The organism is Rhizobium sp. NFR03 (assembly GCF_900111275.1).
In the GTDB taxonomy this organism is placed as follows: domain Bacteria; phylum Pseudomonadota; class Alphaproteobacteria; order Rhizobiales; family Rhizobiaceae; genus Ferranicluibacter.
Genome location: NZ_FOGR01000009.1, coordinates 95,300 through 107,130 on the forward strand (window position 1 = coordinate 95,300; position 11,831 = coordinate 107,130).

Sequence of the window (11,831 nt, forward strand, 5' to 3'; positions counted from 1 at the left end):
GCGCCGGACGACACGACCGTTCAGAACGAGGAAGACGGCGATGGGCAATGATACCGAAAACGACCCCGAGAATTTCGAGCCGGGTCCCGGCAAACGCGTCAAAGCGCTCGCCGGCCGGATCGCCATCGTTACCGGCTCCGACTCGGGCATTGGACGCGCGGTTGCGGAGGCCTTCGCCCTGGAAGGTGCCGACGTTGCCGTTACCTATCACACCGATGATGAGGGCGCCCGGGCAACGGCAGCGCAGGTGGAAGCTGCCGGCTGCAGATCTTTTGTCCAAAGCCTCGATGTGCGCGATGAAGCAAGCGTCATGATGCTCATGGGTTCAGTAGAGGAAAGGCTTGGTCTTCCCGACATTCTTGTCAACTGCGCCGGGATCGGCGGCTCCAAACCGTTCGTCGAGACCTCGTTCGAGGATTTCGACAATGTGATCAAAACCGACCTCTACGGCCCCTTCTTCTTCTGCCGCGAATTCGTCCGACGCCGTCAGGGGAGGCGGGGTGGCAAGATCATCAACGTCACCTCGGTTCACGAAGCTATTCCGAGCCCCGGAATCACAGCCTATGGCGCAGCCAAAGGCGGGCTGCTGACGCTGACTCGAAGCCTGGCAATGGAATTCGCCGAACAAAGGATCAACGTCAACGCTATTGCGCCAGGCCTGATCCGGACGCCGATGACAATGGAGAGGACGGACGATCCTGAAAAGCGCGCCGAGGAAATGCTGCGTATTCCCTGGCATAGGCCGGGCGAGCCATGGGAGGTAGCGCGCCTTGCAGTTTACCTTGCTTCTGATGACGCCGACTACGTCACCGGTCAGAGCTTCACGATCGACGGCGGGCTTGAAATGAACTGGGGCCAAGGTGCCTGATGCGCACCGCTACCGCCTTGAACTTGGTCTTCAGGCATCGGCTATGTTTGGGCGGAATCGTCGCCGACATCGGCGGACGCGGACTCTTGTGGGAGAGTACCAGTTGAATTCCAGACAGGTGCCATCCGCATGACTGAGTTTAACTTTCGTGTGCAACCGAGATTGACCGTATGAAAATTCCGCAGCCATCCCTCTCACCTCACCATCCCGACTATGATCTCTCCTGTCAGGTGGCGCTCGACCTACCTATACAAGAACTTGTCGAAGGTGCGGTGCAGGCCGGCTGGCGTAGGGCTGATGTCCTCTCCGCTCTGGAGGAAGTCGCAGAGGTCGGGCACTTGTCTATCAAAAGGAGCCGGATCCGCAGGACGATGCCACCGAAGGCTCCTCCGACAAAACCACACCGGCCTTCTCCGACTTCAATGTCGAGTGATCACCCGGGGGCTAACTCTGCGAATATGCTGGATCGGCGCCTTTGGCGAAAAGTGTCACAAGGGACGGGCTTAGGGTCCGCAACTGAAGCCGTGGTTTAGCGGGAATGCCGTCTCACGCGGTCGCAAATCCGAGATTGGCGCCAAACTTTCGACGGCGGTTGACCGCAGTGGGCCGACAGTCGCTCTGGCTGATAAGCACCAAACCGACAGTTCTTCACCTCACCATAGGTGACGAGCTGCAGATTACGGCAGCTGGACGCGCACTGCAGCGCCAAGAGCTTCGTTTAGTTGAGCTTGAGTGAAGGGTTTGGCTAGTCGAGCCAGACCAGCACCCTCACCACCCGGCAGCTCGGCATAGCCGGTGGCGAGGATTACGGTAAGAGCAGGATGTCTTTCGGCTACGTGCCTTGCCAACTCCGCGCCTGTCATGTGCGGCATGGCGTGATCGGTGATGAGAACATCGGGACGTACTCCCTGTTCAAGACGACTAAGCGCCTCCGCTCCCGACCTTACTTCGATCACGGTGTGTCCAAGATCTTCCAACATGAGGACCGTGTTCATCAGGACTAGGCTGTCGTCGTCGACTGCCATGACAGTCAGTGGCGGTACAGCAGTGGACGGGGGCGCTTCCGCGACAGGCTTGGGCAGTTCATTGATCTGAGCGACTGGAAGCCATAGCTCGGCAGTGCTACCTTGGCCAAGTCTAGACTTCATAACCAAGCGCCCGCCAGACTGGGCCATCAGACCCTGGACCATAGGTAGTCCAAGCCCAGTCCCTTTACCTATGCCTTTTGTCGTGAAGAAAGGCGTCGTCGCCTTCTCTAGCGTCGCAGCGTCCATGCCTTCGCCCTCGTCCTTAACGGACAAGCAGACGTATTCGCCCGCGCGCAGATCTGGAACCTGCTTTTCCTTCAACACGTGTTTGCGTGCCGAGATAGTGATGGTTCCGCCATCCGGCATCGCGTCACGGGCATTGACCACCAGATTGAGCAGGGCGCTCTCAAGCTGGTTCGGGTCGGATACCACGGGCGGCAGAGAAAGCGGAAACGTGGTGCTGATCTCTATGGCCGGACCGATAGAGCGTTGCAGCAACTCGGCCATTTCTCTAACGAGAGCTGGAGCGTCCACGACCTCAAGCTGAAGGTCCTGCTTGCGCGAAAACGCTAACAGTCTCTGCGTCAGTGAGGCACCACGCTTCGCGCCCGTGATCGCGTTGTCGATCAGATCAACAACGTTTTGCCCTTCGATGGCCCGCTTGCGCGCGATCTCGAGACTACCGAGGATCGCCATAAGCAGATTGTTGAAGTCGTGAGCTATCCCACCGGTTAGTTGTCCGACGGCTTCCATCTTCTGTGCCTGAAACAGTTCCTGCTGCGCTTGTTCGAGGGCGTGCTGAGCTTGCCGCTTCTCGGTGATGTCCCGCGTAATCTTGGCAAAGCCGATGAGCTTGCCATCTTCTAGATGGATCGCGTCAATGATGACATTCGCCCAGAACCGCGTGCCGTCGCGGCGAACCCTCCATCCTTCTTTCTCAAAGCGTCCTTCCTTGGCCGCAATCTCAAGGGCTTTCCGCGGGAGATCATCAGCCTGATCCTCAGCGGTATAGAAGCTGGAGAAGTGCTGTCCGATAATTTCTTCCGGTTCGTAGCCCTTGATCCGCTTGGCGCCTGCATTCCAGCTCGAGACATTCCCCTCTGGATCAAGCATGTAGATTGCATAGTCGGTGACGCCTTGGATCAAGAGACGGAACTGCTCTTCGCTTCGCTTCAGAACCTCCTGAGCCGCCTTCCTTTCTGAAAGATCACGCGTGATCTTCGCGAAGCCTAGTAACTGGCCGTGCGGATCACGAATAGCATCGATAACAATATGGGCCCAAAACCGCTGTCCATCCTTTCGGACACGCCAGCCCTCTGCTTCGAATCGACCCTCTGCTTCCGCTGTTGAGAGCGCGGTGGCCGGGACTCCGGCGGCAAGGTCTTCTGGCGTATAGAAGCGGGAGAAATGCTCTCCAAGAATTTCCTGCTCCGTATAGCCCTTGAAGCGCTGGGCGCCGGTATTCCAACTGGAAATACGGCCTTCGATATCGAGCATGTAGATTGCATAATCGGTTATGGCGTCCACGAGCAGGCGATAGCGGCCTTCCATGGAGGCAGCCTGTAGCGTCGTAACGTGCGCGGTCATGCAGTTCTTCCTCGGATAATTCGCCGCAATCTATCACATATAGATTGCACCGCTCTCGGACAACACCATTTCGTATGGGGAAATCCGCAGATGAGTCCAGCGCGATATGCCCGGACGTTTGGCCCCTATCCCAAATTTTCTAAGCGAGCGTGAGCATCGATGATGCCACCTGCAAAGGAATTTGAGACTCCACGGCAGGGTTCCCGTTATGCCCTCGAAAACAGTTAAAGCTCCCGATAAGACGGCTCCGCTCCTAAAGCGGCATTAATGACTTACCGTCATTGTCGCGTGATAAGGAGTAAGAAATCGGTTGGTAGACGCGCGCAAACACAACAGTGATCTCCTACGACGCCTCGAGCTTGCGCTCGATGCTTCTGGCATGGGTGTGTGGGAGCATAATCTGAAACGGGAGGAGGTTATCTGGGATGAGCAGATGTACGCCCTCTACTGTGCTGAACACATGAACGGCAAAGTCCCGGCAGAAGTCTGGTCCCAGCGTCTCCATCCGGAAGACGTCGATCGCGCCTTCGCCGACCTCACCAGCGCTGTCACCAACGCCGTTCCCTATGCTTCGGATTTCCGGATCATCTGGCCCGATGGCAGGATAAGACACCTTCGTTCCCGCGCCCGCCACTATGTCAACGACGACGGCGAGCCTTGTCTGATAGGCGGTGAGTGGGATGTGACCGATCACGTTCTCATGGCGGCCGAACTGCGGGAACAACAGGTGAAAGCGGAAGAGGCCGCGCTGCTTCTGGCTCTCGGGCATGCGGAAGTCGCGCATGCCGCCAATCACGACTACCTCACGGGCCTTTCGAACCGTCGACATTTCGATAGCGTTCTCAGGGAAGTTTCGAACGATACGAAAAATCGGGTGTTTGTGCTTTTTCATATCGATGTCGACCAGTTCAAGCGGATCAACGACACCTATGGGCATCCAACCGGGGACGAGGTTCTTCGGCATGTAGCGACGTCCATTCTGCGTTGTCTTCCAGTAGGCGGGACCGCAGCCCGTATCGGGGGTGATGAGTTCGTCGTGCTGTTTCCCGGAGCATCCGACGAGAGCAGCCTCGTGGCAGCAGCAGAGGACTTGATAGCAAGAATTGCTAACCCGCTAATGGTTGGCGGAAAGCATATAATCGCCAGCGTATCGATCGGCATCAGCACGACGAGGCAGGGCTCTCTCGAGAATCTTCCTGTCCACGCGGATATGGCCTTGTATGAGGCAAAGCGCGCAGGGCGCGGGCAGGCCCACCTGTTCGAAACACGATCAGCGGCCCAAGCGCTGGTGCGCCGGCAGCTTTCCGCCGATCTCGAACCTGCACTGACTACTGGAGATATCCTGCCGTTCTATCAGATACAGGTTTCACCGGTTACGCGCGTGATCATCGGGCTTGAGGCCCTGGCTCGATGGCGGCATCCCACGCGTGGGTTGCTCCCACCGAATGATTTCCTGCCTGTTGCCGAAGAAGCCGGACTTGCGGCCGAGCTGGATGCTGCGATCCTGTTCCGCGTCTTCGAGGACCGCGACCGTTGGACACGGGATGACAAGACGGTTCCGCAGATGGCTGTAAACCTTTCCGCCGCTCGCCTTCAGGACGAAAGCTTCATCAAACGTATCCGCGACACGAAGCGGTCGCTGGTGGGTATCAGCTTCGAGCTCGTCGAAACGGTGTTCCTCGATGATCCGACGAAGGAGGTCCTGGACACGATTAACATCTTGCGGGCGTTGGGCGCACGTATCGAGATCGATGACTTCGGAACGGGCAATGCCTCCTTGCTCGGTCTGCTTAAGATAAGACCCGACCGGCTGAAGCTTGATCGACATCTCATTGCCGATGTCGCCATGTCGGTGGAAAAGCGTCGCGTGCTGTCTTCCATTCTGGATATCGCAAAGGCGCTCAACATTGGAGTTGTTGCCGAAGGGATCGAGACGGAAGAGCAGGCGGCTATCATGTCAGAGCTAGGTTGCGAGGTGCTGCAGGGGTATCTATTCGGCAGGCCGCAACCGTTTCAAGACATTAGATTGCTGTCGTCGCCTGAAGCCGCATGATCCCTTATGCCGTAGCACGCGCTCCTCTTGGTCAATTACCAGAGAGGCCGCATAGTGGATCTGGCTATTCGATCGTGAGCAAACTGACCGCTACGCCCTGCCTTTACGTGGCTGCTTGAACGAGAACAAGGGTTTGGGTCCCTCCGGCCGTGTCGTGAAGTCTGCGCTCCCGCGTGACTGAGAGTTTACGGTCAGGTCAACAAAGAGGATGAGCCGTGTTCTGAGATTCCTGCGCTACTTTTTCACAAGCCCCCGCCGGGGCTTTGCTTGCTCCAGATTATAAAAACGGAATAGGGACATCACGGTGCTAGAGGAAATCTGGTCAAGCCTCGTCAAAGAATTTTCAGACGTTCCAGACGTGTCTACCATCATCTTGATTACGGTCCGTCTGGTGATCGCGGCAGTGCTGGGCGGGGTTCTTGGATACGAACGTGAACGCAAGGGAAGAAGCGCCGGCGTCCGAACCCACATGCTGGTCGCCGTGGGTGCGGCACTGTTCGTTGTAGGTCCGCTACAGAGCGGAATGGAAATCGGAGATCTGTCACGCGTGATCCAGGGCATTGTTCAGGGGATAGGCTTCCTGGGCGCGGGTGCTATTATGGTTCGCTCGGCGCAGCGTCAGGTCGAAGGACTTACGACTGCGGCGAACATCTGGGCTACCGCAGGGATCGGCGTGATCGCCGGTCTTGGACTTGAAGTAACTGCCGTGTTATCGACCGTTATCGTCTTGATTATCCTCGCCGCTGTTCCTCTGATCCTGCCGAAGGAGTCCGACGCAGATAAAGGATAAAGCTATTCAAAAAGGCACGGGAATGCCTTATCCGCACCCCTTCAATATGTGGCAACCTCAGAGCCCGGCCGCCTTCGTGAGGTTCACCTGGAACCGATCCCTGCGCCGCTGGTAACGCCGCGTCATCTCGGCGGAAGCATGGCCGAGCTGTTTTTGCACATAGCGCTCATCGACCTCGGCCGAGGACGCAAGGCCCGCGCGCAGCGAGTGGCCGGAGAACTTCATCGCCCGCTCTCTCTCGCCGAGATCACCGCGCACACCGGCAGCCATCGCCGCGCGTTTCACCAGTCGCGCCACTTCCCGGTCGTTGAGACGATCCGGCCCGACGGCCTTGCCCTGTCCCGTCACCCGGCGGAACAGCGGCCCGTGGATCAGCTTTGCAAACTTGATCCAGGTCTCCACCGCCACGACCGGGCAGGTGGCATCCGACGACCCCCGCCCGATCTCCACCTCGCGCCACCCGGTCTTGCCCCGCAGGGTGACGAGCATGCCCTGATCGAGGATCTCGATCCAGCCGCGCCCGTCCTCTGTCTGGTCGGCTTTCAGATCGAGACCTACGATCTCGGAACGTCGCAGGCCGCCGGCATAGCCAATCAGCAGCATGGCGCGGTCACGCAGGCCGCGCAGCGTGCCGCGATCCAGTGTTGCGATCATGGCGATGATGTCGTCCGCCAGCACCGCCTCTTTTTGAACCGGAGGTTTTGCATGGCTCTTGCGGATACCGGACAGGACCGTTGCGATGTGACGATCCTTGCGATCGAGGGCAAGGCCGCGCTGGGCATAGTTCCAGGACAGGGACGCCAGACGTCGCTCGATCGTCGACACGGCATTCGCCTTCATGCCGCGCGTTGCGGTGCCAACGGCACTGCCCGAGGCGCAGGCCGTGATGTAGAGGCCGACGGTCTGTGGCTGCGGGGGGAGGGGAGACAGGCCGGATCGACGGCACCAGGCGGAAAAATGCTTCCAGTCGGCGGCATAGGCTTTGCGGGTATTGGCCGAACTGGCGGCTTCGACGTAACCGCGCGCACGATCGGCAAGGCCGGCAAGATGCGCGGGCGACCGATCCGCATCGGCGGGGGAGGGGAGGGGGTTGCTGCCTGACACATCTGGCGCGGTCAAAAGGCTGCCGGGTACAGTGGCAGGAGACGGCGCGGATGGCTCCGCGATGTGATTTTCGTTGGTCTGCTCGATGATTTGGGCCATTTGCGCATCATGAAGAAGACGTCCGATAAGTCAACGTTATCGGACGTATTTCGACGATGACAGACTGTGCGGATCAGGCACTATTGACTAGCAGGATCCGCACATCGGGTCTATGTTCTTGCCATGGATTCGCGCATCATCCCGACCGGTTCTTCACCTGCCCAGAGCTTCGTCCTGCCGGCATGGACGGCATTGCTGCGGTCTGCCGGGACGGAAAGCGACGCGGCCTTCTCCGCCGGCATCGCCCTGAAAACGCTAGATGATCTGGTTCGCACCGAGCCGGTCTGGAGCGGTTGCTGGCGCGCACGGTTAGCGCTCCGATCCGCCGCTGCCGCCGTACGCCTGACGGGGCGCACCGAGGGGGAAGCCGAGCTGCGGGATGCCATGCTGTTGTCGTCGGACGCCGGTGATCCCGGTCCGGCTGGACACGTCTATTGCGCCTACCGGAAGCTCGGTGTCCGCAATGGGCCCGTGAACACGGCAATCCTGAAAGAACTCGCCATGCTGCTCTCCCTGCGATGGGACGATCATCTGGCCGGGGTGGTCGATCTGATCGACGGCGCGCTGCAGTCACCCCGATCCGCGCCCTTTGCCGCGGCCGATCTCGTCTCCGCCATCCATGCCGTTCGCCCGGATGCCGAACGCCTGACCTGGGCGCTTGCCGACGGTTTGATCGCGCAACGGCTCGGCTGGCAGAGGCCCTTGTTTCTCCTGATGGCGCAGCGAAGCGGACCCGCCTTCCGTACGCTGGGCGGCCGCGGCCGGGTGCGATCAGGCGAGCCGGGTTTTGCGCGTGCGGTGTGTCTGGCGCTGGTCGAGGGCGCGCGGGCCGCTTTGCAGTCGGCGAGTGAGATCGACCGGCGCGCCCGGCAGCTCGTGACGGTGGCGCCAAAACTGCGCACGAAAGGCGGGGAGGGCGTGCTCCGGCGATTGCTGGATGAGGATGCGGTGTCCGCCTCTGCCCCCGGGGCAAACCTGTCGCGCTGGGCCAGCCGGCGCATGTTCGAGCGGCTGGAGGCTTCCGGTGCTGTGCGGGAGCTGTCCGGCCGCAGCACTTTTCGGATCTACGGGCTGTGACGATGGCGGGCGCAAGCACAGGCTCCCGCCGTCGCACCGGGAAACGGGACGAGGATCGCGCCTTCGACCGAGAGCTCGAGGACCTGCCGCCAGCGTTGCGGTGGCGGGAGTGGATGATGCGGGTCGAGGCGGTGATCTTTGCCTCCGCAGAGCCCGTCAGGCGCGAAACGCTGGCACGCGTCGTCGGCAAGGATTGCGCCATCGATCTCCTGATCGACGATCTGCGCGAGGATCTGGTTGGGCGGCCCTATGAGCTCGTCTCCGTCGCCGGTGGCTGGCAACATCGCACCCGCAGCGTCTATGCCGAAACCATTCGAGCCTCCACGGCACAGACACGGTCCCTGGCGGCGGCTCTCTCAAAGAACGAAGCAACGGTCCTGATGGCCATTGCTTATCTCCAGCCCGTCACCCGTGGCGAGCTGTCGAAGACCTTCGGCAAGGAGATCAGCCGCGACACGATCGCAAGTCTGCGCAGCGCCGGCTTGATCGCCTCGGGGCCGCGTAGCCCGACGCCCGGTGCGCCCTACACCTACGTGACCACCCGGCATTTCCTCTCGGCCTTCGGCATGGAGACGATCCAGGATCTGCCGGATGTCGAGCTGCTGGAGGATGCGGGGCTGATGCAGGGGCGCGGAACTGATGTGGCGCTACCGTTCGATGGCGTTGATGAGGATAGCACCGGGCAGGATTGATCGGATTTTGCGCGCAGGGGTCCCCCAGTCCGGTATCCAGTCGCTCGCTTCGGCGTCGTCGGATCGGACTGATGACCGGCTCGGCGTAGCAGCCTTACGTTATCTTCTCTTCTCCCAGGTGAGGACAATGTGAAATTCCATTTTCACACGGCACATCAATCCTATCGCCGGGATGAACTAAACAAACCGTGCAGCTTTGCGATCGATAGTGCCGCGACCGTCCCGGCGTCGCGCAGTTCACCTGATAGGATCATAGCTTCGACCTGATCAACGGTGAAAGAGGCAACGACCAAGTCCTGCTCCTCTACAGAGAGCCTGGAGGACCCTTGCGTGAGACCGGTGGCGAAGAATATTCGATATGACTGCGTTGTTGTGCCGTAAAGGGGAAACAGCTGCCCGATCTGCTCGACCCGATCGGCGCTTAAACCGGTTTCTTCCACAAGTTCACCGCGCGCCAGGTCTTCTGGTTTGGCATCGGGATCGTCCTCCCACGAACCCTGCGGAAATTCCCACTGGCGCTGACAAATCGGGTAGCGGTACTGCTGAACCAGGTAGAGGCGTTCTCCATCGAAAGGAACGATCATCGCGAAATCAGGCTTGTCAACAAAGCCGTAGATTCCGGAACTACCATCCCGCCGCCGGATGCTGTCCTCCTTGACCTTCATCCACCGGTTTTCGTAGACGACTTTCGAGTCGATCATCTCAATGTCTGGTGTACTGTCGCTCATCACCTACCTCGAACTATTCGCAAAACCGATATCACACTGAGGCTCGTGATAAATCGAGACTCGGTCAGGGCTATGCCTTGTGCTCTGCTGCTGTAGACGCTTCCAGGAGTCTGTTTCTCACCAGTTGGTTTGAAAAGATCGGAAAGGAAGGGCTGATTCCGACTGTCGACAAATACTCCGAGAGCTCGCCTGTGATTGAGCCCGGAACTTTGCCCCCCTTTCGGCAGAATGAATGGGTCACCGTTCGACGCCTGTAGTGGGGTCAAAGACCGCGCCGAAACACAGCCCCGAGATCCCGTGATGAGTCGAAGTCTTCACTGACAATGGCGCGGAACTGACCTTCGTAGGAATTCATACCCCTCGATTTAGGACGCCCGCGCACCCGGGTGGGCACCCTGCAAGATGGAATAAAAAGCCCCTCGCCGGTTATGACAAGGGGGCGCGCAATTCAGGTCTTGGGAGAACCGCGGAGGCTGTAACCGGGCAACGGTGCAGCCAGCCTCCGCATTAGCAGTATGCATGACAGGCTGGAGCGAGGCTACCGAGATGTTAACCATGTTCGCTAAGCGTAACTTAACGATCAGTTGGGCGTGCCCTTCAAAACATGCTTTTCTAAGGTTTCAAATGTGGAGGCAGGCATGGGCATTGTTGCTATCGTTACCGTCGGCGCGATCAATCTTGGCTGGATCGGCTTTCTCGGGGTGATGTCATACCGGGCGATTTTAGGCGGTTAAAGTGCCGGAGATGGAATGACCGTTAGATTTAAGAGCCGCTACCGGCCCCGGCTCGACCGCGACAATTCGTGGGCCGTCGAAGATATTCACACAGGAGAAACAGCTGCCATAACCGGCGTAGCGCAGGACGGGATGGATCTTCCGACTGCGGAATATCTCGCAGAGGTCTTGAACCGTGATCACAGGCACCGCCAGACGAAGACATCGCATTAATTTGCGGCATGACACGTGAGATACGCGCCTGACTCTAGAACTATCAACTCTCCTTGGTAGTAACGCCCTCCTACGAGGATTACTGATAAGGCGTTCAGCTGAGGTAGGATAACACGACAGAAGAACAGGCGAATAAAGCGGCTTTCTTGGTTGCCACGACGGCGAATGCGATGCGGATACGCATGGTCCACGTCATGTTCGAAGGTGAGTAGCGGGTGAGCGAACTAGCTGACAAGGTTGGATTCTCTCTGTCGTCCGCCTCGCAGCATCTCAAGAAACTCAGATTAGCGGCATGCTCGTTCAAAGGAAAGACGAGCAGTTCAGGTGCTGCACTATCGCGTCACACTCCACCGAGCTTTTGCAGAAACTGATTTCGACTGGGGAAGCCCATCACGTCAAAACTCCAGAAATTCGTTCAAGGCCGTAGGCACCCTGCAGGACAAACGCGCGATGTGGCCCTACGTCAGAAACGTACTGAAACGAACATGATGTCGTGATTGTTGTAGGCTCCTGCAAAACGGAGAGCCTATGACCCGCTATTTCTTCAACATTCGCCGACGGACTAGCCTATGCATTGACGAGGAAGGCCAAGAGTTTGCATCCTTCGCGGAAGCATACATGGGCGCGATCTCTTCTCTTTGCGAAATCGCGGGAGACAGCCTGAAGACGGCAGACCCCGTTGAGGTCTATGCGATCGAAGTCACTGATACTGCAGGCGCTGTTTTACATTCTGTGACAATGACCGAAGCGGTTTTACCGCTCCTACCAGAAAAACAGGCAGCGATCGTTTAGTTTGTACCCCGGGGTTACGAGAGCGAACTCATAAAGCACGAGTGAGCGTCGATAGTCGTACCGCAG

General features: G+C 58.8%; 10 protein-coding genes. 7 read left to right on the forward strand and 3 right to left on the reverse strand.

Annotated features, from left to right (window positions below):
• Positions 1 to 40: 40 nt before the first annotated feature.
• Positions 41 to 868, forward strand: a complete 828-nt coding sequence (locus BSG19_RS21445) for an SDR family NAD(P)-dependent oxidoreductase (RefSeq protein ID WP_092990048.1) — start codon at positions 41 to 43, stop codon at positions 866 to 868.
• Between the two features lie 677 nt (positions 869 to 1,545).
• Here the strand turns inward: BSG19_RS21445 and BSG19_RS21450 are convergent.
• Entirely contained in the window at positions 1,546 to 3,483 is a 1,938-nt protein-coding gene (locus tag BSG19_RS21450) for a hybrid sensor histidine kinase/response regulator (protein ID WP_092990049.1), read from the reverse strand.
• 310 nt (positions 3,484 to 3,793) lie between these two features.
• On the opposite strand from BSG19_RS21450, the gene BSG19_RS21455 reads away from it, so the two are divergent.
• Positions 3,794 to 5,536, forward strand: a complete 1,743-nt coding sequence (locus tag BSG19_RS21455) for a bifunctional diguanylate cyclase/phosphodiesterase (RefSeq protein WP_139274805.1) — start codon at positions 3,794 to 3,796, stop codon at positions 5,534 to 5,536.
• Positions 5,537 to 5,840: 304 nt separating this feature from the next.
• Complete coding sequence (locus BSG19_RS21460) at positions 5,841 to 6,326, forward strand: MgtC/SapB family protein (protein WP_170866066.1); 486 nt, start codon at positions 5,841 to 5,843, stop codon at positions 6,324 to 6,326.
• A 57-nt stretch (positions 6,327 to 6,383) separates the two neighbouring features.
• Here BSG19_RS21460 and BSG19_RS21465 read toward each other — a convergent pair whose 3' ends face one another.
• Entirely contained in the window at positions 6,384 to 7,529 is a 1,146-nt protein-coding gene (locus BSG19_RS21465; RefSeq protein ID WP_092990051.1) for a site-specific integrase, read from the reverse strand.
• A 123-nt stretch (positions 7,530 to 7,652) separates the two neighbouring features.
• On the opposite strand from BSG19_RS21465, the gene BSG19_RS21470 reads away from it, so the two are divergent.
• Both BSG19_RS21470 and BSG19_RS21475 read left to right on the forward strand, forming a co-directional pair.
• The gene (locus tag BSG19_RS21470; protein ID WP_092990052.1) at positions 7,653 to 8,606 is read left to right on the forward strand and encodes a DUF1403 family protein; all 954 of its coding nucleotides are present in this window, start codon (positions 7,653 to 7,655) and stop codon (positions 8,604 to 8,606) included.
• Positions 8,607 to 8,608: 2 nt separating this feature from the next.
• Positions 8,609 to 9,298, forward strand: a complete 690-nt coding sequence (locus BSG19_RS21475; protein ID WP_092990053.1) for an SMC-Scp complex subunit ScpB — start codon at positions 8,609 to 8,611, stop codon at positions 9,296 to 9,298.
• Between the two features lie 161 nt (positions 9,299 to 9,459).
• Here the strand turns inward: BSG19_RS21475 and BSG19_RS21480 are convergent, their stop codons facing one another.
• Positions 9,460 to 10,026, reverse strand: coding sequence for an NUDIX domain-containing protein (locus BSG19_RS21480; RefSeq protein ID WP_244529366.1), 567 nt, complete (start codon positions 10,024 to 10,026; stop codon positions 9,460 to 9,462).
• A gap of 749 nt (positions 10,027 to 10,775) precedes the next feature.
• Here BSG19_RS21480 and BSG19_RS21485 point away from each other — a divergent pair.
• Both BSG19_RS21485 and BSG19_RS21490 read left to right on the forward strand, forming a co-directional pair.
• Positions 10,776 to 10,973, forward strand: a complete 198-nt coding sequence (locus BSG19_RS21485; RefSeq protein WP_092990054.1) for a hypothetical protein — start codon at positions 10,776 to 10,778, stop codon at positions 10,971 to 10,973.
• Between the two features lie 528 nt (positions 10,974 to 11,501).
• Positions 11,502 to 11,765 carry a DUF6894 family protein gene (locus BSG19_RS21490; protein ID WP_092990055.1) on the forward strand — a complete coding sequence of 88 codons (264 nt, stop codon included), beginning with the start codon at positions 11,502 to 11,504 and terminating at the stop codon, positions 11,763 to 11,765.
• Positions 11,766 to 11,831 lie beyond the last annotated feature (66 nt).